The sequence below is a fragment of the Amycolatopsis sp. NPDC051045 genome (assembly GCF_040682955.1).
In the GTDB taxonomy this organism is placed as follows: Bacteria; Actinomycetota; Actinomycetes; order Mycobacteriales; family Pseudonocardiaceae; genus Amycolatopsis.
In genome coordinates, this window is record NZ_JBFBCC010000001.1 from 30,495 (window position 1) to 50,271 (window position 19,777).

17 protein-coding genes and 1 other RNA gene are annotated in these 19,777 nt (G+C 72.2%); 3 read left to right on the plus strand and 15 right to left on the minus strand.

The genetic code is table 11. The features are described from left to right. Positions 1-100 precede the first annotated feature (100 nt). Together AB0M80_RS00120 and AB0M80_RS00125 are read right to left on the minus strand one after the other, a co-directional pair. On the minus strand, positions 101-877 hold the full coding sequence (locus tag AB0M80_RS00120) for a helical backbone metal receptor (protein WP_364556634.1): 777 nt from the start codon (positions 875-877) through the stop codon (positions 101-103). A gap of 37 nt (positions 878-914) precedes the next feature. Further along, on the minus strand, positions 915-2,321 hold the full coding sequence (locus AB0M80_RS00125; protein WP_364556637.1) for an RNB domain-containing ribonuclease: 1,407 nt from the start codon (positions 2,319-2,321) through the stop codon (positions 915-917). A 127-nt stretch (positions 2,322-2,448) separates the two neighbouring features. Here AB0M80_RS00125 and AB0M80_RS00130 point away from each other — a divergent pair, with 127 nt between their 5' ends. Next, positions 2,449-3,393: an ATP-binding protein gene (locus AB0M80_RS00130; RefSeq protein ID WP_364556640.1), complete on the plus strand. Its 945-nt coding sequence runs from the start codon at positions 2,449-2,451 to the stop codon at positions 3,391-3,393. Here AB0M80_RS00130 and AB0M80_RS00135 read toward each other — a convergent pair. The 13 genes from AB0M80_RS00135 to AB0M80_RS00195 form a co-directional block, all read right to left on the minus strand. After that, a complete protein-coding gene (locus tag AB0M80_RS00135) occupies positions 3,390-3,587 on the minus strand; it encodes a hypothetical protein (RefSeq protein WP_364556643.1) in 198 nt (65 codons plus the stop codon). The two genes, AB0M80_RS00130 and AB0M80_RS00135, sit on opposite strands and share 4 nt — an antisense overlap. Positions 3,588-3,618: 31 nt before the next feature. Continuing rightward, a complete protein-coding gene (locus AB0M80_RS00140) occupies positions 3,619-3,846 on the minus strand; it encodes a hypothetical protein (protein ID WP_364556646.1) in 228 nt (75 codons plus the stop codon). Between the two features lie 2,650 nt (positions 3,847-6,496). Then, complete coding sequence (locus tag AB0M80_RS00145) at positions 6,497-7,498, minus strand: C40 family peptidase (RefSeq protein ID WP_364556649.1); 1,002 nt, start codon at positions 7,496-7,498, stop codon at positions 6,497-6,499. 2 nt (positions 7,499-7,500) lie between these two features. After that, the gene (locus tag AB0M80_RS00150) at positions 7,501-8,100 is read right to left on the minus strand and encodes a hypothetical protein (RefSeq protein WP_364556651.1); all 600 of its coding nucleotides are present in this window, start codon (positions 8,098-8,100) and stop codon (positions 7,501-7,503) included. A 3-nt stretch (positions 8,101-8,103) separates the two neighbouring features. Further along, on the minus strand, positions 8,104-10,188 hold the full coding sequence (locus AB0M80_RS00155) for a magnesium transporter (protein ID WP_364556654.1): 2,085 nt from the start codon (positions 10,186-10,188) through the stop codon (positions 8,104-8,106). Next, positions 10,185-13,133 carry an ATP-binding protein gene (locus AB0M80_RS00160; RefSeq protein WP_364556656.1) on the minus strand — a complete coding sequence of 983 codons (2,949 nt, stop codon included), beginning with the start codon at positions 13,131-13,133 and terminating at the stop codon, positions 10,185-10,187. The genes AB0M80_RS00155 and AB0M80_RS00160 overlap by 4 nt, the downstream gene beginning before the upstream one ends. A gap of 3 nt (positions 13,134-13,136) precedes the next feature. Beyond that, positions 13,137-13,673 (minus strand): hypothetical protein, encoded by a 537-nt coding sequence (locus tag AB0M80_RS00165; protein ID WP_364556659.1) that lies wholly within the window; start codon positions 13,671-13,673, stop codon positions 13,137-13,139. A gap of 12 nt (positions 13,674-13,685) precedes the next feature. After that, a complete protein-coding gene (locus AB0M80_RS00170; protein ID WP_004562703.1) occupies positions 13,686-13,952 on the minus strand; it encodes a hypothetical protein in 267 nt (88 codons plus the stop codon). Between the two features lie 454 nt (positions 13,953-14,406). After that, the gene (locus AB0M80_RS00175; protein ID WP_364556661.1) at positions 14,407-15,261 is read right to left on the minus strand and encodes a hypothetical protein; all 855 of its coding nucleotides are present in this window, start codon (positions 15,259-15,261) and stop codon (positions 14,407-14,409) included. A 137-nt stretch (positions 15,262-15,398) separates the two neighbouring features. After that, positions 15,399-15,796: RNase P RNA component class A (rnpB, locus tag AB0M80_RS00180), an RNA gene on the minus strand. A 20-nt stretch (positions 15,797-15,816) separates the two neighbouring features. Next, positions 15,817-17,052: an FAD/NAD(P)-binding oxidoreductase gene (locus AB0M80_RS00185; protein WP_364556664.1), complete on the minus strand. Its 1,236-nt coding sequence runs from the start codon at positions 17,050-17,052 to the stop codon at positions 15,817-15,819. Continuing rightward, the gene (locus AB0M80_RS00190) at positions 17,049-17,861 is read right to left on the minus strand and encodes a ferredoxin (RefSeq protein ID WP_364556667.1); all 813 of its coding nucleotides are present in this window, start codon (positions 17,859-17,861) and stop codon (positions 17,049-17,051) included. Before AB0M80_RS00190 ends, AB0M80_RS00185 begins: the two co-directional genes overlap by 4 nt. An 8-nt stretch (positions 17,862-17,869) precedes the next feature. After that, positions 17,870-18,538: a DUF4142 domain-containing protein gene (locus tag AB0M80_RS00195; RefSeq protein ID WP_364556670.1), complete on the minus strand. Its 669-nt coding sequence runs from the start codon at positions 18,536-18,538 to the stop codon at positions 17,870-17,872. Between the two features lie 247 nt (positions 18,539-18,785). On the opposite strand from AB0M80_RS00195, the gene AB0M80_RS00200 reads away from it, so the two are divergent. Next, positions 18,786-19,364, plus strand: coding sequence for a sigma-70 family RNA polymerase sigma factor (locus AB0M80_RS00200; RefSeq protein WP_364556672.1), 579 nt, complete (start codon positions 18,786-18,788; stop codon positions 19,362-19,364). Beyond that, a complete protein-coding gene (locus AB0M80_RS00205; protein WP_364556674.1) occupies positions 19,361-19,768 on the plus strand; it encodes a hypothetical protein in 408 nt (135 codons plus the stop codon). Before AB0M80_RS00200 ends, AB0M80_RS00205 begins: the two co-directional genes overlap by 4 nt. Positions 19,769-19,777: the final 9 nt, after the last annotated feature.

Below are 19,777 nucleotides of genomic sequence, written 5' to 3' on the forward strand. Positions count from 1 at the left end.
AAGGCTCCTCGGGAGTGATCCGGTGCTGCCTCCGATCATGGTTTTCCGCGGCCCGCGGCGGATCGCCGGTGAGAGCGATTCCCGAACTCACTCTTGAGGACTAGAGAGCGGCCAGCGTCTCCGTCAACGCCGCGTGGGCGTCGACCAGCGACGGCCCGTACCAGGTGAGGTGGCGGCCCGAGACCAGGACGTACGGCCCGTCCGGGAAGTGGTCCGGGCCGTCGTCGTCGGTGAACGCGTACGGCTCGTCCGGCAGCACCAGCAGGTCCGCGTCCGTGCGCAGGTGCGCCCGCAGCTCTTCGACGTCCGGGCGCGGGTAGCGCTCGGCGTCGTGGGCGTAGACGTTCGCCACGCCGACGCGGCGCAGGACGTCACCCGCGAAGGTGTCGCGGCCCAAGACGATCCACGGCTTGCGCCACACCGGCACCACCGCGTGGAACCGCACCGGCCGGACCTCGCGCCAGAGGTCCTCGGCCTCGACCAGCCAGTCCGGCTCGTCCAGCTCGTACGCCTGCGTCAGGATCCGCCGCAGGGAGCCCAGCGCGGCCGGCACGGACGCCGCCGCGGCCATCACCCACACCGGGATCCCGTTGGCGCGCAGGCGTTCCACGTCCTCCGGGCGATTCTCCTCCGAGTTCGCCAGCACGAGATCGGGCGCCAGCTCCTGCACCCGGTCGAGGTCCGGGTACTTCGACCCGCCGACGCGCGGAACGTCCAGAGTGGACGGATGCGTGCAGTAGTCCGTGGCGCCGGCGAGCCGTCCCGGCGCGCTGACCTCGACCGCCTCGGTGAGCGACGGCACGAGCGACACCACCCGGGACACCGTGCCCTCGACCGGCACCGTCTCACCCAGGTCGTCCACGAGCACTGTTCTCATGCCGCCTCCGCGGAAGAGAGTACGTCGGCGGACGTCCTCATGCGCGTTCGAACGACACCTTCCGCTTCTCGACGTCGACCGCGGTGAGCCGGACCGCGATCCGCTCCCCCGCGGTCAGCTTCTCCCCCGCGCACTTCGCCATCACCGTCGGGTCCTCGACGAGGATCTCCGCCTTGTTCTCGTCCGCGCGCAGCACCACCGCGCTGAACTCGCCGCCGACGTGCTCGGCCAGCACCCACGCCTCGACCTGGTCGATGCACGCCCGCTCGACCTTCGCGGCGAGGGTGTCCGACGCGCTCATCCGCTCCGGGACGTCCGCCAGCGCCGCGCGCACCCACTCCGGAACTTCGCGCCCGGCGGACACCGCGAGGCAGATCTCGGTGGCGAACCGGTCGACCAGCCGCCGGATCGGGGCCGTGACGTGCGCGTACGCGCCGCCGATGCCCGCGTGCGTCGTCAGCGCGGGCAGCTCGCCGTCGAACGCGGTGTAGCCCGCGCCACGCAGCAGCCGTGTCGTGTCGGCGTAGAGCGCCATCGACGCGGGCTGCCCCGGGTCCAATCGGGACAGGAACTCCGAGACGGTGGTTTCGGGCGCCCAGGCGATGTTCAGCGCCTCGGCCGAGCGGCGCAGCCAGTCGACGGCCTCGGGGTCGGGGTCGGGCAGCGTGCGCAGGACGCCGATCCGCGCGTCGATCATGATCCGGGCCGCGGCCATCCCGGTGAGCAGCGAGATCTCGGCGTTCCAGGCGTCGACGGCCGTGCGCGGGCGGCGGGCGAGCACCCAGCCGCTGTCCGGGTCGCCGGTGATCTCCTGCTCCGGCAGCTGCAGCTCGACCGCGCCGCGCCCGACGGCCAGTTCGCGCCGCCGCCGGCCCAGCTCCGGCAGCGCGGCCACCGACGGGTGCGGGCGCCCCGCGTCGAGCGCGGCCTGCACGGTCTCGTAGTCGAACTGCTCGGTGGACCGGACCAGCGCGCGGCGCACCCGGGTGGCGGTCGGCTCGCCCGCCTCGTCGGTCTCGATGGTCCAGAGCACGGCGGGCCGGATCTCGCCGGGCAGCAGGCTGGCCGCGCCTTCGGACAGCACCGGCGGGTGCAGCGGGACGTTCCCGTCGGGCAGGTAGAGCGTCTGCCCGCGCAGGCGCGATTCGCGGTCGAGCGCGCCGCCGGGCGGCACGAACGCGGCGAGGTCGGCGATCGCGTAGTGCACCCGGAAGCCGTACGCGGTCTTCTCCACGACCATCGCCTGGTCGAGGTCCTTGGCGCCGGGCGGGTCGATGGTCACCAGCGGCAGGTCCGTCGCGTCCTCACGGGGGCCGGCGCTCGCGAGCGGGTCGAGGACCGCCGCCTCCGCCTCGGCCAGCACGTCGGGCCCGAACGACTCCGGCAGCGAGAACTCGGCGCGCAGGGGGCCGAAGTCCCCGCCCGCCGAGTGTGTCCTGATCACGAGGGGAGGCACCCCCCAACCCTAACCCGAGCCGGGGCCGGCGATCGCCCGATCGGGTGCGGGCCGGTCGGGTGTACGTTGCCGGTAATAATGAAAACCGTCTTCATTGCCAGAAGGGGATTCCACCGTGAAGATCGCGTTCGTCGGCAAGGGCGGCAGCGGCAAGACCACGCTGTCGTCGCTGTTCGTCGCGTACCTCGCCGACGCCGGCCTGCCGGTGCTCGCCATCGACGCCGACATCAACCAGCACCTCGCGGTGGCGCTCGGCGCGACCGAGGAGGAAGCGCTCGCCTGGCCGACCCTCGGCGACAACATGGCTCTGATCAAGGACTACCTGCGCGGCGACAACCCGCGGATCCCCGATGCGGCGTCGATGATCAAGACGACACCGCCGGGGCGCGGCTCGCGGCTGGTCCGGCCGTTCGAGGACAACCCGGTGTTTTCGGCGTGCTTCCGGCAGCTGGGCGGGGTGCGCCTCGGCGTCACCGGGCAGTTCGACGAGGACGACCTCGGCGTCAAGTGCTACCACTCGAAGGTCGGGGCGGCGGAGCTGCTGCTGAACCACATGGTCGACGTCGACGGCGAGTACGTCGTGATGGACATGACGGCGGGCGCCGACGCGTTCGCTTCCGGGTTGTTCACCCGGTTCGACGTGACGTTCCTGGTGTGCGAGCCGACGGTGCGCAGTGTGGGCGTGTACCGCCAGTACGCGGACTACGCGCGCGACTTCGGCGTGCGGCTCGTGGTGGTCGGGAACAAGGTGACGGACGCCGACGACGTCGGGTTCCTGCAGGACCAGGTCGGCGGAGCGCTGCTGGGGTGGATGTCGGCCTCGCGGCACGTACGCGCGGCGGAGCGCGGCGCGGCCCGGCCGATCGCCGAGCTCGAGCCGCGCAACCTCGAGACGCTGCGTTCGATGCGGGAAACGGTCGACGCCGAGCAGCGCGACTGGACGCGCTACCAGCGTCAGGCCGTCGAGTTCCACCTGCGAAACGCGCAGGCTTGGGCGGGCGCCGACCTCGTCTCGCAGGTGGACCCGGAGTTCGTGCTGAGCCCGCGGCTGACGGTCTAGTCGTCGTTCCAGGACGCGTCGGCGGCGTCGGCTTGCCGGGTGCGTTCCTTGGCGATGTCGAGCGCCCGCCGGGCGGTGGCCTCGTCCGGGTACGGGCCGAGCAGGTCGACGCTGCGGCTGCGTTCCAGGTGCTCGACCTGGCGGGTGCGGGTGTTGTAGTACCACCCCTGGTCCGGGTTCGGGTCTTTGGACATGTCTCCAGGTTCGCACCCCCGGGCCCGGCTGTCAGCGCTTGAACCGATAAGGGATCTCGGTCGGCTGGCCGGTGGGCCCGAAGTCCTGGGGTTCTTCGGTCTCGGCAGGCTGCTCGGGGAACTCGTCGAACCAGCCACGAGGAGTCCCCCGCGGCGGAGTGGCGGGCTCTTGCCGGGCGGTCGAGGGCTGCGGCAGCGGCGTGTCCCGGCCGGGGAACACCGGCCGGGCGTTCGGAGCCGCCGGCGGAACGGGAGGCATGGTCCCGGGCCCCGGGAAGACGGGACGGGCGGGGGCGGCGTGCCGGGTGGGGAACGGCTGGGGGGTCGACTCCGGGCCGGGGAAGACCGGCTTGGTGCGTGGGGGCGGGGGTGGGTTGGTGGCCTGGGCCGGGGGTGTTCCTGGCTGGGGGCTGGGAGCCGGGTTGGGGCTCGGTGCTGGGGCGGTGCCTTGCGCGGAGCCGGGAGCCGGGGTGGAGCTCGGTGCTGGGGCGGTGCCTTGCGCGGAGCCGGGAGCCGGGGTGGAGCTCGGTGCTGGGGCGGAGCCCGGCGCTGGGGTGGAGCCCGGGGCTGGGGTGGAGCCCGGGGCTGGGGTGGAGCCCGGCGCTGGGGTGGAGCCCGGGGCTGGGGTGGAGCCCGGCGCTGGGGTGGAGCCCGGCGCTGGGGTGGAGCCCGGCGCTGGGGTGGAGCCCGGTGCCGAGGCGGGGCTAGGGGTCGGCGCAGCGCTGGCCGGGCCCGTGTCTTGGACGGGCCCGGCGCCCGGCTGGGGGCTGATGCCGTGTGTGGGAGCCGGGCTCGAAGGCTGTGCGGCGCCCGGACCCGGGCCGAAGTTGGGAGCGGGGGCGGTGCTCGGTGCGACGGGTGAGCCGGCCGGACTGATGCCCTGGGCGGGAGCGGCGCCAGGCGCCGGGTTTGAAGCCAGGTCTGGAGCCAGGCCCCGACCGGCACTCGCAGCCGACAGATCGGCGGTCCCCCAAGGCGGCCTGGGCAGATGAGAACCGACCACAGGAGTCTGCTCCTGCGGGGAGGCAGGCTGGGGCACGTCGACCGACGCAGCCGGAGGCTGCGAAATGGCGCCGGGTGCGGTTTGCCCTTCGGAACTGGACTGCGCACTGCCCGACGCAACCGACGGCTGTGACGTGAGACCGGTTGCGGCTTGCCCTTCAGCGGCCGACTGTCCACCGCCCGGCGCAGCCGGGGCCTGCGGCTGCGGCTGCGGCTGCGGCTGCGGCTGCGAAACGGCAGACGGCACCCCCTGCGGCGCGGTGGGCAGCCCCGGCTGGGAATCAGGCGCCACCGGATGGACAGGCTTCTGTTCCACCGGTGTGGGCGCAGCCGCCTCAGTTCGGCCTGCATCGCCAGTCGAGAACTCGGCGGAGGTTGGTGCGGGCGCCTCAGTCGAGGGCTCATCCGACGGTGCCGATTCGGCCACCACAGGTTCGCCCGCCTCCGAATGACCCGCATCCCGCGGCACCGGTTCACCCAAGGCCGATGCGGCAACTTCCGGCTGCTCCGGTTCAACGGAAGCCGACGCAGGAACCTCCGGCTGATCCACATCCAGCGCCGAGTCACCCAGTGCCAGCGCAGCACCTTCGGGCTGGTCGGAGCCCTCTGGCGCCGGTACGACCGTTGCCGCAGCCTCCGGCCGACCCGCATCCCGCGGCACCGGTTCACCCGATGCCGTTGCGGCGCCTTCCGGCTGATCGGCATCCGCCGGTTCAACCGGCACCGCATCCGGAAGCACCGGCTCGGCCTCAGGCCGAGACACCTCTCCCGGCGCCGACGCAGCCGCCTGCCCCTCGGACTGAAGGACCTCAGACGATGGCGAAGCAACGTCGGGCTCGACAGGCGCCGAACCCTCCGGCACGGCTTCGGCAGGAGCCCCCACCGGTGGGGTCGATACGAATGCAGCAGGACTCTCAGGCCGAGGCCCAGGCCCGTCGGTTGTCGGTGGTTGCGAGACAGCGGGTCCGTCCGCCGACGCCCGTGGCTCCGTTGCCGCACCGCGGACGGCTGCCTGAGGCGGCTCGCCGACCGCGTGCCGAGGAGGTGACTGCGGTGCCTTCACCGGTCCCGGCAGGTCCGATTCCGCCGCCACCGACCACTCCGGCTCGACAACCGGCGCCGCGGATGACGCCCCCGGACGCGGCCCCGGGCGCTCCCACCCCGGCCCGGGCACTCCCGCCCTCGGCTCCTCGTACCCCGCCGGCACGTGCTGCTCCGGCGTTCCCGGTACCGGCTGCGTCTGCTGGACGTGCGGGACCGTGCGCCACACCGGTGCCGGGCCGATGTTCATCGGGGCCGGGGCCTGGCCGGACGGGGCTGCCGCCGGTGGGGCCGGGCGGGCCGCCGGCCTGGGGATCGGGTCCAGGCACGACACCAGCACCGACGTGTTCTCGGGGTCCTCGACCTTGCGGCCGCTTCGCTCGCGGTAGACCATCTCGCCGTCCGCGTCCATCTCCACCAGGTAGCCCGCCTCCGCGAGCTGCTCCTCGTCGAGGTCCGCCAGCTTCTCGTACCGCGAGGGCACCACCCGGTAGATCGGCCACGCCAGCGCCGCGTGCTCCGCGTGGAACTGGGCCAGCAACGCCGCCATCTGCTGCTGCCACGGCAGCGACATCCCCTCGGCCAGCGAACGCGGCAGCACGACGTACCCCGCGTCCACCCCCGGGTACCCCTGGCTCAGCTGGTCGGCGAGCGGAGTGCTCGACGCGGGACGGGCGCTCTGCCGGGGCGGCTGAGGTGCGCCGAACAGCGCCGCCGGGTCCCGGGGCTCGCCCGCGCCGGACTTGCCCCGCCTGCCGAATTTCCGTCCCACGTGCTCATCCTCTGCCTGTACGCGGCCACCTGCTCGTGGAAGCGCCGCGACGTCGGGTGAATCGGCCGATTCGTGTCAAGGCCCTCGCCCCATGCTAAACGCCGGGGCGGACCGCCTGCGGCACCAGTTCGCGCTCGTCGAACGAGAAGGCCCGGGTGTGCACCGGGACGCCGGTCTGCTGCGCTTCGACGATCTTGTTGTCACCCAGGTACATCATCACGTGGTGAATAGAGGTCGGGTCCGACGGGTCGGTGGCGAGGAACAGCAGGTCACCGGGCTGCGCCTCGCGTACCGGCAGCAACGCGCCGGCGTGGTACTGGTCCTGCGAGACGCGCGGCAGGATGATCCCGGCGGACTCGTACGCCCGCAGCATCAGCCCCGAGCAGTCGTACGAATTCGGTCCCGTGGCGCCCCACACATACGGCTTGCCCTGCTCGCCCAGCGCGAACTTGATCGCCTGCCCGGCGGCCTGGCTCGGCGGCAGCAGCGCGCCCATGCCGGTGCCGCAGGCGACCACGTCGACGACCTGGCCGACGTTCTCCACCAGCGTCGCCGCCATCGGCTCCCACTTGTGGTAGCGGTCCGGGAAACCCGAGCGCTCGACGGCCTGGGCCGCGTCGCCCGGCCGCTTGTTCTCCCAGTCCGGGACGCCCAGCAGGACGTCGTAGAACTTGTTGACCTCGTACGTCGGGTCGGTGACCTGCGCCACCGTCCCCCAGCCCATCGACGGGCGCATCTGGAAGACGCCCAGGGAGTCGCGGTCACCGAAGGTCAGGTTGTGCAGCCCGGACTCGGTCATCCCGGCCTGGATCGCGACCTGCCAGGCGCGCGGCGCCAGCGACCGCTGCTTGCCGATCGAGATGATCAGCGCGACGATCCCGCGCTGCTCTTCGTCCAGTTTCGAGGCGTCGACCGTGCCGCGGTCGCCCTGGCCGGGCTGCGTCGGCCCGACCGAAGCGTCGCAGCTCATCAGGGACACGCCCCGGGCCTGCGCCTGCTGGTTGTCGATGACGACCTTCGCGGCGACCGCGGTCACGACCAGGGCGCCGATCGCGACGAACACGATCAGCCCCAGCCACAACCCCAGGCGCCGCACGGTCAGCTCGCCTGGTCGTAGTCGGCGACCCGCCAGCCGGCGTTGGTGCTCACCACCGTGATGGCCAGCTTCGGCCCGTCGGTCGGGATGGTCACCTGCAGCGACTTCGGGTACGACGTGCCGGGCACCGGCTCACCGGTGACCTTCGTCGCCGGGATGTTCGCCGGGTCCACCGTCGACATCACCGGCAGGTACTCCTCGGTGGTCAACGGCTTCAGCTGCGCCAGCCACTGCTCGGAGGTGATGCCGGCCGGGTGGTTCACCCAGGCCGCGGCCCACGCCTTGGCGACGCGGATCGCGTCGCCGTTCGGCGTCGTCGGCGTCGGGGTGGCCAGCGGCGTGGCCAGCCGCGTCGGCAGGTTCGACGTCGGGACCGGCGCGGCGAGACCCGACGGGGTCGCCGTGACGGACGTGGTCGTCCCGGTGGTGGGCGACGCCTTGGCCTGCGGTTTGCCGACCACCTTCGGCAGCACGACGCCGAGCGCGGTGACCAGGATCGCCAGGAACACCAGCGTCCCCATCAGGTGGCGGGGCGAGCGCAGCGGCCAGCCCCACAGGCGGCGGTAGACCGCGGTGCGGCCGCGGTTGGTGCGGATCGGCATCGGTCACCGCCCCATCGCTTGGTCGGTGTCACGGGGTTCCTCGCGGACTTCGATGCCCCGCGACGGCCGGTACAGCACGAAGACCGGCTTGCCGGCGACGACTTCGGGGTCGACGCGACGCGGCTGGGCCCGCACGCCCGGCATCCGCGGGCCGTCCTGCGCCGGGTAGTCGCTGAAGCCCGATTCCGGCGTGCGCAGGTCGGACGGCACGACGACGGGCTCGGGTTCGTCGCTCCAGCGCCGATCGGCCACCGGGGAGGTGTCGACGCGCCGGCTCTCCTCCCGCGTCACCGGACGGCCACCGGCCCCGACGACGACGTATTCGCCGCCGTCGCCGTTGGCCGGGTTGTACTGGCCGAACACCGGCGCGCCGGGGCGGCGGCCGCCGGCGGGCAGCGCGCCCGCGGATCCGCCGCCGATGGCCCCCGGCCAGGCACCGGACCACGCGGCGGCCGGTCGGGACGCACCGGAGGTGCTGTCGAGCCGCTGGGCGTTGGCGAAGATCGTGGCTTCCGGCCGGAACCGGCCCCCGCCGGCGGTGGCACCGAGCGGGCCGCGCTGCTCGCCGTCGACGACGTCGTCGGTTTCGCGCACGTGCTGCCAGAACTCGTCCTGCGGCGTGGGGCCGTTGTTGTTGCGCCGGAACCGGGAGAAGATCCCGCCGCCGGGCGACGGCACCGCGGCGCCGACCATGCTGACCGACATCTCGACCATCTGCCACAGCCGCCGCACCGGGCGCCCGACCATGAACAGCAGAACGGTGATGAGCCCGGCGAGGACCATCTGCGTGAGCATGTTCAGCGAGTTGCCGGCGTCAAAGATGGCTTGCAGCAGCAGCGCGTGCACCCCGGCGAGCACGGAGAGCACGACGAGGTTGAACGCGACCCCGCCGGCGACCTTGAGCACGCGGCGCAGGATCTCCGGGTGCAGCAGCGCGACGAGCCCGATCAGCGGCGCGGTGAGCGCGAACAGGCGGATGAGGACCTGGGCGAGGAGGACGCTCGCCTTCGCGAGGAGCTGGAAGAGCGAGTAGACGAGCGCCTGGCCGAGGGAGAGGAACCCGGCACCGGTGCGGCCGCCGGCTTCGCCGGTGAAGTAGCCCGTGGCGGGGCCGAGCTTGGTGGAGATGTCCTTGTAGGCGTTCTTCTTGCCGTCGATGACGGCCTGGTTGCCGTCGTCGCCGTTGCGCAGCTGTCCCCACGTGAACGCCTGCGCGTCCAGCAGCGGACGGCCGAACTGGTCGGCCTGCGGCGCGGTCGGCGTGCCGAACTCCCCGCGCAACCAGTTCTTGTAGACGATCTCGTTGTGCAGGTTCGTCGGTAGCACGTGCCGGATGACGCGGTTCTCGGACTCGTCGACGAACCCGGCCTGGATGTTCGTCGTGGTCTGGACGATCGCTTTGTCGATCGGGTCGAAGTACCGCAGCATCGCCAGCGACGACGCGGCCAGCCACACGCCGGCCAGGCCGTACAACGCCCGTTTGCTGACCGCGGCGAGGTCGCCGCGCCAGATGTTGCGGAACAACATGATCGACATGACCAGCGCGACCAGCCCGAACAGCTGGGCGTAGATGTTGTTGTAGACCTTCTCCGCACCCGCCTTCACCGCGCTGTAGAGCGGGTTGAGCAGTCCGCCCTCGAGCACGGTGTAGTGCAGGGAATTCGTCGCGCCGACGATGTTCTTGCCCAGGTTGAACAGCTGGTTGCCGCCCCAGGTGTCGAGCGTCGAGCCCGCCGGGGTCAGGCTCAGCCCGGAGCAGTTCGTCTCGAAGGTGTTCCAGACGAACCCGGCGTAGCTGTAGTCGACGTACGGACTGCCCGCTTCGCCGTGGCCTTCGGCGGGGTCGACCGCGCCGACCATGCCCGCGCCGGGGCGTTCCGGGTTGGGGGCCTCGCCACAGGCCGCCGCGCTCGCCGCCGGGGCGGTCGCGATGGCCTGCAGACCGAGGACGAGCATGACGGCGAACATCGTCGCCTTGCGCCCCGGCGTGCGCCGCCCCGGCCGCGGACCTTCCTTGATCCGCCGCTTCAGCGAGTGCCACCCCGCGGCCAACGTCAGCAGGACCGCCAGCGTCAGCACGGTGTTCATGCGGCGTCCCGGCCGGTGCCGCCCTTTCCACCCGTGCGGGCGGGTTGCTGGCCGTTCGGTGGCTGGACGCCGCCCTCTACTTCGCCGGTCTCCGACGCCAGGGGGTCCGGGGCGCCCAGGAGGTTTTCGTCGGCCAGGCCGACCTCCAGTTCCGCCGCCAGCTCGAAGTCCTGCTCCAGCGCGATGTCGTCCTCCGGAGGTACCGCGACGTACGGCTTCTTCTCCTCCGCAGGCAGGGCCAGCTCGTTGCCCGGACGCCGTGACGGCGCCGCGTCCTTCGAACCCGGCGTCGTGTCCATGACCGCGCGCAGGTGCTCCAGGTGGGGGCCCGAGAAGTCGACGCGGATGCGCTCCACCCCGCCCGCGCCGTCGCCGAAGATGAACTGGCGGGGCTCCACGTCACGCTCCAGGCCGCGCTGGGCGCCCGGACGGCGGCCCAAGGCCGCGACGACCTGCTCGTACCCCACGCCCACCGGGACCTTCAGCAGCCGCAGGGCGTCGGCCTGGGCGTCGTCGTCGTCCAGACGACCGACGAACACCGAGTCCAGCAGGGTCACGAAACCCTGGATCTTCAGGAAGTCCGCCGGGATCTGGGACGACAGCAGCACGCGGACGTTCCACTTGCGCGAGTCACGCGCGAAGCGGTTCATCAGCACGCGGCCGGTCGGGACCTCGGACAGGAAGAACGCCTCGTCGATCCAGACGCCCTTGCGCATGTCCTTCGGCTTCTCGTACACCGACCGCTGGGTCAGCCACGCCGCCAGGTTCAGCATTTCGACGCCGAGGGACTCCGCGTCCGTCCAGTACTCGCGGGGGACGCCGTCCTTCGGCAGGGTCAGGCCCGCCATCGTCAGCACCGTCAAGCGGTCGTCGCGGGTCTCCGCGTACGGGTCCGCGTCGGTCTCCGGGATGAGCAGCGCCATCCGCTCGCGCATCTCGTCGAGGAAGTCCGCCACGACGCTCGCGTGCTCGTGGTGCTCGCTCGAGTCCCGCCGCAGGGCATCGATTACCTGGCCCGGATCAGCGTCGAAACGGCCGCCGACGGTGCGGACCGCGCGCAGCAGCACGATCCGCGTCTGCGCCATGCGCGACACCTCGTACGGCAGGACCCCCGTGAGCACGTCCAGCACGAGACGCCGCCGCGTCGCGCCCGCAAGGGCTTTCTCGCGGCGCCAGGAGCGCTCGGGGTCGTCCTCGTCCATGAAGTGCTCGATCAGCGGCTCGGCGACCACCCGGTACGGGTTCAAGATCCCCGGCTGGGCGTTGAGCAGGTTGATCGGCCGCGCGTACGGCCGCAGCTCCGGCAGGTCGCACAGCCGCGACAGCGGGCCGGACGGGTCGAGGATCGTCCAGCTCGCCCCGGCCCGCAGCGTCTTGTAGACGATGCCGCCGCCGAGGAACGACTTGCCGGCACCCAGGCCCGCGACCATCGCCGTCAGGCCGGAGCCGTCGCGGATCTCCTGGGCCATCCACGGGTCCCAGGCCACCGGGCGCCGGGTCGCCGTGCACGTTTCGCCGAGCAGGATGCCACGGCGGTCGCCGACCTCCGCGGTCGCCGTCGGGACCGCCGAGGACGCCCAGACCACCGAACCGCGGCGCATGTACGCCGCCGACGCCAGCGGCTCGCCGGGGATGAACTCCCGGGCCATTGCGTACTGGGCCTCGGGGTGCTCGATGGCGATCTTCGGCTTGTACAGGTCGAGCAGCTGCTGGGCCAGGCGCAGCGCGTCGCGCTCGGTCGGGCCGGACACCGCCAGCCGCCACCAGGACCGCACGCGGGTGGCGAGCGCGGTGAAGCCCGACGTCATCTCGTCGTCGATCTCCAGCACCCGGCCGGCTTGGCGGGACAGCGACTGCGGTGGTTCCAGCTCGTGTTCGTCGGTGTAGTGCTTGACCTGCGAGCGGACCTTGTTCATCTGGCGCTGCAGTTCGCTGGCGACCTCTTCGGGGCGCCGGACGTAGATGCGCGCGGACACCTCGACGGCGGCGGGCAGCCGGTCGGCGTGCTGGATCCACGGGTCGTCGACCTCGGGGATCTGCAGGCCGTGCATCTGCCCCACCGTCAAGATCGCCAGGTGCCGGGAGACGCCGGCGTTGGAGCCGGTGCGGCCGCGGACGGTCACCGTCGGCGCGTACGGGTCGGCGTAGTAGTCGGCGGCGTCGGTGAAGCTGGCGAGGTCCTCCGGCTCCCAGGCCGCGCCCGGCACGGCGGGCATGTTCCGCGGCGCGGGCAGGCCGAGGGAGCACGAGCGGTGCATCAGCCAGGACATCTCCTCGGCGTGCACCGGACGGCCTTCCAGCCCGGCGCTGCCGATGACCTGGTCGAGGTGCTCGACCTCGGAGTCCAGCGCGGTCAGCTCGGCGTCCACGGCTTCGGGCAGGATCTTGCGCAGCATCGGCGCCGCCCGCTCGACCGCGCGGTCGACCATCCGCCGGGTCTGCACCTGGACGCCGATGTAGACCTCTTTTTCGGCCATCGAGCGGCCCATCAGCTGCTGCTGCTCGCCGATCAGGTAGTCGTCGAACGACAGCGCGCCCGGGACGTCCGGCGGGCGGCCGTGCGCGTTGTAGACGTGCGCCTCGGCCCACATCCGGATCGGGTACGGCCGGTTCGTCACGCGCAGGTGGAGCCAGCGGCCCTGCAGCTCGGCGTACTGGCCGGCGATGGCCGCGATCAGGTCGCGCCGCTGCGAGTCCGAGCGGAACGACCAGCGCTGCGGCGCCAGCCGGTACCAGGCGTAGACCTCGACGCCCGTGCGGACCAGGTGCCCGTCGATGCTTCGCACCGCGATCGACGGGGTATACGCGGGAATCGCCTGCTCACCGGGCAGGCGCGCCTTGTTCCCCGAGCCGTTCCGCGACGCGCGGACCTGCTCGGGCGGTTGCCATGCGCCCGAGTGCGAGTCCCGACCCCGTTTACCTCGGCTACCGCCGCGACCGAACAACGACTACCTCCCGGCCCGAGCCGCATTGCTGCGGCCCCGGCGCGCTCGTGGTGTTCCCTGGTGAACCGGCGCTGTGGCGCGAAGCGCCCCCGTCAACGGCGATGGGGGCACGGATGGGGTTGCCGCACCCGGCCGGCCGCCGTGGTGCTGGTACTGCCGCCGGCGGCGGTGCTTCGGCAGCGGGCGCTCGGCCCGCACCCGGACGCGGCTGGCGCTGACCGCGCCGCCCGTGCCGGTGGTCCGCTCCCGGGGGGTGTTGAGCTCGCGCCCGGCCATCGAGACCACGGTGCCGAGCGGGCGCTCGTGGCTGATCTTGGCCGTGAGCAGCCGGGTGATCGCGATGGTGGCGACGAAACCCCACGCCGTCGAGAAGAACCCGAAGCTCCACCCCGCCCAGCGTTCGATGCCGAGGACCACGAAGAACGTCGGGATACCGATGAGCCAGGCGACGTACCGGGCTCTCCAGGGAAAAGTCGCTTTCGGCGGGCCGAGCCACACGGCGTCGACCCGGTACACCTCGTCATCGGTCCTGATGCGCACGCGGGCCCCGCCTCAGCCGGTGAACAGGCCGGCGATCCACTGGCCCACGTTCACGCCCGCGCCGCTGACCGCGAGACCGATGATGGCGAGCGCGATGACCACGCCGGCGAGCCGCCGCATGACACCGGCGTTGTCGCCCTTGCCGCCGCCCAGCCAGAGAAGCAGGAGGGCAACGGCCAGCAGCACCAGGGGGATGACGTTGTCGAGCAGCCACTGGCGCACGTTTCCCGTGCCCAGTTCGCCGGCGGCCAGCGTGTCGAGGGTGGTCAAGGTCATCATGGTGATACTCCCGGTGCGCGGTGGGGGCCGCGCGGTTCTGGCTCAGGCAGTGCTTCGAACAACATCATGGGGGCTACGAGGGGTAGTGGTCAAAGTGCACAGCGTAGAGACCGGCTGGCTCGTCAACCGGTTTGGTGCTCCAGGCACACGAAAACTCCACGCCCCCATCATCGCGGCAAGGGCCCTCGGGTTGAACCCCGGCCACCCATACTTCTCAGTGTGCTGACGAACTCACCCCCATGCCCGGGATTTGCTCACTCTGAGTACTTGCGCTGTGGTCGTTGTGCGGCCTGGAACAGTGTGACATGACACGAATGGCCGTGTCGCGTGAGTCCGCTCTGTCACGGCCCTCGGCCGGTCGGCGAGCATTTCGATCTTGACGGTCCGCGCTGTCCGTCACAGGGTGCTCCGTACCCCACCCGCTTTTCACTACATAGCGTGATCTTTAAGCCGTTCAGGCCCGCCCCTGAGCGAAGACGCCGTCCGGGAAGGCCCCCGCTTCGACGACGCGGCGGCTGAGCCCACGGCCCAGCTCCTCGAGCCGGGCGGTCCGCTCGGCTCCGAGGTGCTCCCACGGCCCCTGGGCGGCGGCTTCGGTGGCGATCTCGACGCGGTCGCGGAGCGCGGCACCCGCTTCGGTGAGCCCGCCGCCGGCGTCGAGGATCCCGCGGTCGGCGAGCCCGGCTTCGGCGGCGGCCCACTGCTCGTCGCTCCAGCCGCGGGTCAGCTTGGCGGCGCCGGTGACGAAGCCGCGTCCGGTGGCCACGTGGGTGAGCAGGGCTTCGAGGCCGCTCAGGCCGTTGAGGACCAGTGCGGCGACGTGGCCGTCGCCGCGGTACTCGCGGATCAGGGTGATGGCGTGCCAGAGGACCAGGTGCGGCTCCCCCGGCCAATCGAGGCCCGCGTGCGCGGCGTAGAGCGGACGGCCTTCGCCGGTGCACCCGGCGGCGGCTTCGCGCGCGAGCTCGGCGGCCTCGGCGACCTCGTCGCTCTTCACGTGGTCGCCGAGCAGGCGGGTCAGCGCCTGGTCCACGCCGTCGAGCCGCGCGGCCAGGACCTGCTCCGGCGTCGCCAGGGTCCAGGCGCGCGGGATCACGCGGGCGACGACCTCGGGGTTGAAGTTGTAGAAGGTGGCCGCGACGACCTCGGGGCCGACGGCACCCATGGCCGCGGACCGCCCGGCGAAGTAGGGCATCCGGCCCGGCCGCAAGCCGGTGCCGGTGAGCGCGGCATCGACCTCGGGCGCGAAGTACGCCAGTGCGTGCAAGGAGTCGAACGCCGACTTGAACCGCTTCTCGTCACCCGCCATGGCCGCACCCTACTACCGGGTAACCACGCGGGGGAACCACGAACCGGCGTGCCTGCCAGGGCATCACTCGTGCCCCGGCAGGCAGCACGCCGATGCCCCTTCGATCACGGGTGACGCCCGTGGGGGCGCGGGTGGCGCGGACGAGCCGGCATGTAAGCCGGATCCTGTTCCCCGGTCGCCTTGCGGCTTCCGGGGCGGCGGCCATCCATCTCGGCCTGCCGTTGCCGGCAGGCTCCAGCGGCCTACCCGCAGACTCGGACGGGCCGTCCTCGAACGCCTGCGCAGGAGCTCGTGAGCTCCCTCTTGGCCTTGCTCCGGGTGGGGTTTACCTAGCCGTCCCGGTCGCCCGGAACGCTGGTGGTCTCTTACACCACCGTTTCACCCTTACCCCGGTCCTCGCGGACCGGGGCGGTCTGTTTTCTGTGGCACTTTCCCGCGGGTCACCCCGGGTTGCCGTTAGCAACCACCCTGCCCTGCGGAGTCCGGACTTTCCTCGGACCGGGTCACCCCGGCTCGCGACCGCCCTGCCAGCTCGTCCGCAGGCTGGATCGTAGCTCAGTACCCGGCCACCGCCTCGCTGTGGTGGCGGGGCCGGACCGCGGGCGGGGACTCGGCGGGCGTCGGGTGCTGGCGGGCGAGTTCGGCGGTCCAGTGGAGGACGGCGGCCGGGCTGTCGAGGCCGATCAGGCCGACGAGCCGGCCCTGGCGGACGAAGCCGGTGATGGGCCGGGTGCCGGGGACGGGCGATTCGAGCAGGACGGTGTCGGTGGCGAGGGCGGGGCGGCCGGCGACCTGGATGCGGACGCCGTGCTGTTCGGACCAGTAGCGGGGCACCGGGGTGTAGGCCGGGGCGCCCTGGGGGCCGGTGAGGAGGTTCTGCGCGGCGGCGCGGCTCATTTCGACGGCGTTGAGCCAGTGCTCGTCGCGGTGGGGCGCGGAGCCGAAGCGGAGGTTGGGCCAGCGGGCGACGTCGCCGGCGGCGACGATCGTCGACGAGCCGACGACGTGGCAGGTGGGTCCGCAGACGACGCCGTCGTCGAGCGGGAGCTTGGCGCCGCGCAGCCAGGACACGGCCGGCACACTGCCCACGGCGACGACGACGCAGGCGACGTCGAGCGCGCGGCCGTCGGCGAACTCGATACCGACGGAGGTGGGGGCGGGGCGCCAGCGGCGGATGGTGGTGCCGAGTTCGAGGCGGACGCCGCGGGCGGTGTGCAGGGCCGTGAGCCAGTCGCCGATGTCGGGGCCGAGGACGTCGGCGAGCAGGGCTCTCGCGCGTCCGAAGAGGACTACCTCGCGGTCCATCTCACGGAGGCTGGAGGCGACTTCGCAGCCGATGAAGCCGTCACCGATGACGGCGACCGGGCCGGGGTTGGTGGCCAGGGCGCGCTGGAGGGCGATCGTGTCGGCGAGGGTGCGGACGACGACCACGCGCGGGTGACCGTGGGGCGCGCCGGGCATCCGGCGGGGTTCGACACCGGTGGCGATGATCAGGCCGTCGTAGCGGAGTTCCTCGTCGCGGAGGTGGACGACCTGCCGGTTCGGCGAGAGTGCGGTGACGGGCGTGTCGAACCGCCATTCGGCGTCGACTTCGAGGGGATCGGCGAGCAGGGTGTCGGCGCGGCTCACCGCGCCGGTGAGCAGCTGCTTGGACAGCGCCGGGCGGTGGTAGGCGATGCCGGGTTCGGCGCCGAGGACGACCACTTCGCCGTCGAACCCGAGTTCGCGCAGCCGTTCGGCCGCGCGCAGGCCGGCCAGGCCGGCTCCGGCGATGACGATGCGTTCGCTCATCGGGTGGCTCCCAACAGGTGGATGGCTCGCATGGGGCAGGCGCGCGCGGCGGCCTGGATGTCCGGGACCAGCTGGGCGCCCGGGCTCTTCTCGTACTCGAGCTGCCCGTCCTGGCCGAGCTGGAAGACCTGGGGCGCCTCGGACTGGCAGACCCCGTAGGCGTGGCAGCGCTGGCTGTCGACGTCGACGCGCACGGTGGCCGGCTCCGGGCCGGACCCGGCGGGCGGGGGCGTGACCAGGCCGGCGCGAGCAAGCACTGCCGCAGGCAGCACGCGCAGGACCGACAGCAGCACCGGCGGGACGATCAGGGTGATGCCCGCGAGCCAGACGACGGCGAGGTGCCCGCTCGCGACGGCGCCGAGCCAGGCGTGCATGGCGAGCAGGCCGATGGCGAGGTACCCCGCCTGGTGGAAGCGCAGCCAGCGGCCTTCGCGGGCGCCGCGGCGCAGGCCGGCGGTCACGGACACGGCGACGACGAGCTCGAGGCCGACGATGCCCAGTGCGTGCCGCGGGGTGCCGTCGTAGAAGGGGAGGAGCAGGTCGGCGACGCCGAAGGGGTCGTCTTCGAGGAAGAGGAAGGTCAGCCCGTGCAAGGTGCCCGTGGCGAGGGTGAACGCGGCGAGCAGGACGTGCCCGGTGCGGATCGCGTCCTGGCCGCTGACCCGGCGGACCCAGCCGGTGGCGGCGAGGACGCCCCAGCAGAGCGTCAGGCACATGCAGAGGTAGGTGAGGCGGCCGGACAGGGCGGCGGCCTCGGCGATCCCGATGTCGTGCGGCGACACCGGGAGCAGCGCGGCGGAAAGGGACATGGGGCGGCTTACCTCCGGGTGCGCGGCGAGGTCGGGGCGGGGGTGCCGAGCAGGCGGAGCAGCCCGAACGTGGCGGCGGCGGCGAGGGCCACGAGAACGGCACCGAGGGCGATGGCCCCGCCGCCGAGGGTGTCGTCCTCGGTGGCGGAGACGAGCAGGGAGGTGGTCTCGGCGAGCCCGGTGCTCTCCAGCAGCGTCAGGTGCCCGAGGGAGGTGTCGACGGCGGTCTGGGCGAACGCACGGACGTCGTCGTCGCGGGTGCCCGCGCGGACGTCGGAGGCGAGCGCGAAGAGAGTGCCGTACTCGGCGCGGAGGCGGTTGACGTAGGCGCGGTCGAACTCGTCGCCGGAGTCGGCGGCGATCTCGCCGGCCCAGGTGCGCTCCTGGTCCGTGGGCTCCCCCGGCAGGGTGAAGGCGAGCCGGTCGGCGACCGCGCGCAGGGCGACGTCGAGGCGGGCCTGATCGTCGGCGATGCGGACGGCGACGGCGCGGACGCGCCGGTTGGTGGCCCGCTCTACGGCGAGCCTGCTCGACGGCACGGCCCACAGCGTGTGCTGTTTGAGCCGGGTCAGCAGGGCGCGGTCGGTCTGCTGCAGTTCCCCGGCCGATGCCGGGAGAGCACAGCCGAGCACGAGCGCGGTCGCAGCGGCCAGCAACGCCACGAATCGGAGCGGCATCCCCGTTGTCCCTTCGCGAAGGAGTCCTCACCTCCTGTTACGAGGAGAACGGGCGATCCGGTTCTCGTCGTCACCTTTTAGTGACTGTGACCTACATCACAAGACACATTGTGAGCGTCTCTTCGACAGACATCGTCGATGCATCGTCGAATTGAGCGGCAAATCTGACGCATATGGCCTATTAAGTATTTTTGCGCTACGCTCCGACGACCCCTCGGTCCGCCAGTCAGGTGAGGTTGCGAGCTTAATGGAAGCACTGGGCAGAGAAAGTCGGGGCCACGTCGGCTTCGCCTCGTCCGCCACCGCGGTCGACACCGGCCCCGCCGCGGGAGACGACTTCGTCCCGCTGCTCTACAAGGACTTCCGCGCCACCCTGTTTGCGCAGGTACTGTCCCTGACGAACCACGACCGGCAGTGGACCGAGGATGTGGTGCAGGAGACCATGATCCGCGCCTGGCAGCACTCCGACACCCTCGAACGCGAGCCCGGAATGCTGCGCGGATGGCTGCTCACGGTGGCGCGGCGGATCGTCATCGACGGCTGGAGGAATCGCCGCGTCCGCCCGCAGGAGGTCGCTCTGGAGATCCCGGAAAACGCCGAGTCTGCCGACCGCGCAGACAGCTCGTTAGCCGCGCTAACGATTACTCGGGCATTGCGGGAACTGGACGCGAAATATCAGTCCGTCGTCCATGAGACCTATCTCGCAGGAAACACCGTTCGACACGCGGCCGAAATTCTCGGAATTCCGGAGGGAACTGTCAAATCGCGGTTGTACACGGCGATGCGGCAATTGCGTAAGGCACTCGGGGAAGTGACGATCCGATGAGGGGGCGGCGCGGAGACGCCGCGGCCTACGAGCTCGGCGTCCACGACGATCCGGAAGAGTTCGAGACCCACCTGCTCGGCTACGCCCGCTGCCGGGACCGGGCCGCCGGGTTGACCCCGGTGGCCGGCGCGCTGGCGGAGGCGGTCCGGCTGGGCTACCTGCCGCCGGGTGACGGTGCGGCCGGGCGGCCGAAGCCGGCGGAGGCCGGGGCACGGCGGGGGCCGGTGGCCGGCCCGCTCCTGCTGCTCGCGCTCGGCGTGGCCGCGACGGCCTTCTGCGCGGCCCGGCCGGCCACCGGGAAGATCCGGTTCGCATCGCCTGCGTCCATCGTCTCCCCTGGTCAGGTCGTCGCCGGTACCGGCAGCGCTCCGCGGTGTCTCCCGTGTTCGGCCGGTTTCCAGTAGTCTGCCCCA

Coding starts and splice junctions, on each gene's coding strand:
- AB0M80_RS00150 (WP_364556651.1), bottom strand. CDS start 8,100: ATGCCGATCCGCACCAACCGCGGCCGCACCGCGGTCTACCGCCGCCTG.
- AB0M80_RS00155 (WP_364556654.1), bottom strand. CDS start 10,188: ATGAACACCGTGCTGACGCTGGCGGTCCTGCTGACGTTGGCCGCGGGG.
- AB0M80_RS00135 (WP_364556643.1), bottom strand. CDS start 3,587: ATGTCCAAAGACCCGAACCCGGACCAGGGGTGGTACTACAACACCCGC.
- AB0M80_RS00185 (WP_364556664.1), bottom strand. CDS start 17,052: ATGAGCGAACGCATCGTCATCGCCGGAGCCGGCCTGGCCGGCCTGCGC.
- AB0M80_RS00205 (WP_364556674.1), top strand. CDS start 19,361: ATGAGGGGGCGGCGCGGAGACGCCGCGGCCTACGAGCTCGGCGTCCAC.
- AB0M80_RS00175 (WP_364556661.1), bottom strand. CDS start 15,261: ATGGCGGGTGACGAGAAGCGGTTCAAGTCGGCGTTCGACTCCTTGCAC.
- AB0M80_RS00190 (WP_364556667.1), bottom strand. CDS start 17,861: ATGTCCCTTTCCGCCGCGCTGCTCCCGGTGTCGCCGCACGACATCGGG.
- AB0M80_RS00140 (WP_364556646.1), bottom strand. CDS start 3,846: ATGCCTCCCGTTCCGCCGGCGGCTCCGAACGCCCGGCCGGTGTTCCCC.
- AB0M80_RS00120 (WP_364556634.1), bottom strand. CDS start 877: ATGAGAACAGTGCTCGTGGACGACCTGGGTGAGACGGTGCCGGTCGAG.
- AB0M80_RS00200 (WP_364556672.1), top strand. CDS start 18,786: ATGGAAGCACTGGGCAGAGAAAGTCGGGGCCACGTCGGCTTCGCCTCG.
- AB0M80_RS00170 (WP_004562703.1), bottom strand. CDS start 13,952: ATGATGACCTTGACCACCCTCGACACGCTGGCCGCCGGCGAACTGGGC.
- AB0M80_RS00195 (WP_364556670.1), bottom strand. CDS start 18,538: ATGCCGCTCCGATTCGTGGCGTTGCTGGCCGCTGCGACCGCGCTCGTG.